General features: G+C 46.8%; 1 tRNA gene and 1 rRNA gene. Both read right to left on the bottom strand.

Annotation, left to right across the window (positions count from 1 at the left end):
• Positions 1–468 (bottom strand): 23S ribosomal RNA (locus tag ACFSQR_RS13025); the annotation flags it as partial.
• A 226-nt stretch (positions 469–694) separates the two neighbouring features.
• Positions 695–770 (bottom strand) — tRNA-Ala (locus ACFSQR_RS13020).
• Positions 771–809 lie beyond the last annotated feature (39 nt).

Below are 809 nucleotides of genomic sequence, written 5' to 3'. Positions count from 1 at the left end.
TTCCCTCACGGTACTGGTTCACTATCGGTCGATTACGAGTATTTAGCCTTGGAGGATGGTCCCCCCATGTTCAGACAGGATTTCTCGTGTCCCGCCCTACTTGTCGTACGCTTAGTTCCACGTTTCGCATTTCGTGTACGGGGCTATCACCCGCTATGGCTGCCATTTCCAGAGCATTCCACTATGCGCTACGCTACAACGTACAGGCTCTTCCCATTTCGCTCGCCACTACTTTGGGAATCTCGGTTGATTTCTTTTCCTGCAGCTACTTAGATGTTTCAGTTCGCCGCGTTCGCTTTGCATACCTATGTATTCAGTATGCAATGACCTAAAAGGCCGGGTTTCCCCATTCGGAAATCTGCGGATCAAAGTGTGTTTGCTCACTCCCCGCAGCTTATCGCAAGCTACTACGTCCTTCATCGCCTGTAATCGCCAAGGCATCCGCCATGTGCACTTAGTCACTTGTCCCTATAACGTTAGCCCCTGTCGCCAGGGAACGGTACAGAATCAAGCAAGTTACTTCATTTACTACAGTGTTTGATGAGTTTTACTACTACCCTAAGTGTGAACCTTTCGATTCACGCTTAATAAAACTTTACTTCTTCCAGATTTTTAAAGAACGAGAACTACATTGTTTATTTAAACAATCTACCTAGATTTCAACTAGATTTCTTAAATAAACAAAGTAAGTATTTGGTGGAGGATGACGGGATCGAACCGACGACCCCCTGCTTGCAAAGCAGGTGCTCTCCCAGCTGAGCTAATCCCCCTTGTGGCTTTTGCCGTCTAAAAATCATCCGGCTTTGCCG

Origin of the sequence: Pseudoduganella sp. GCM10020061 (assembly GCF_042683405.1) — a bacterium.
GTDB lineage: Bacteria > Pseudomonadota > Gammaproteobacteria > Burkholderiales > Burkholderiaceae_D > Telluria.
Note: the sequence above shows the minus strand (reverse complement) of the source record. Positions and strands in the feature narration are given on the sequence as shown.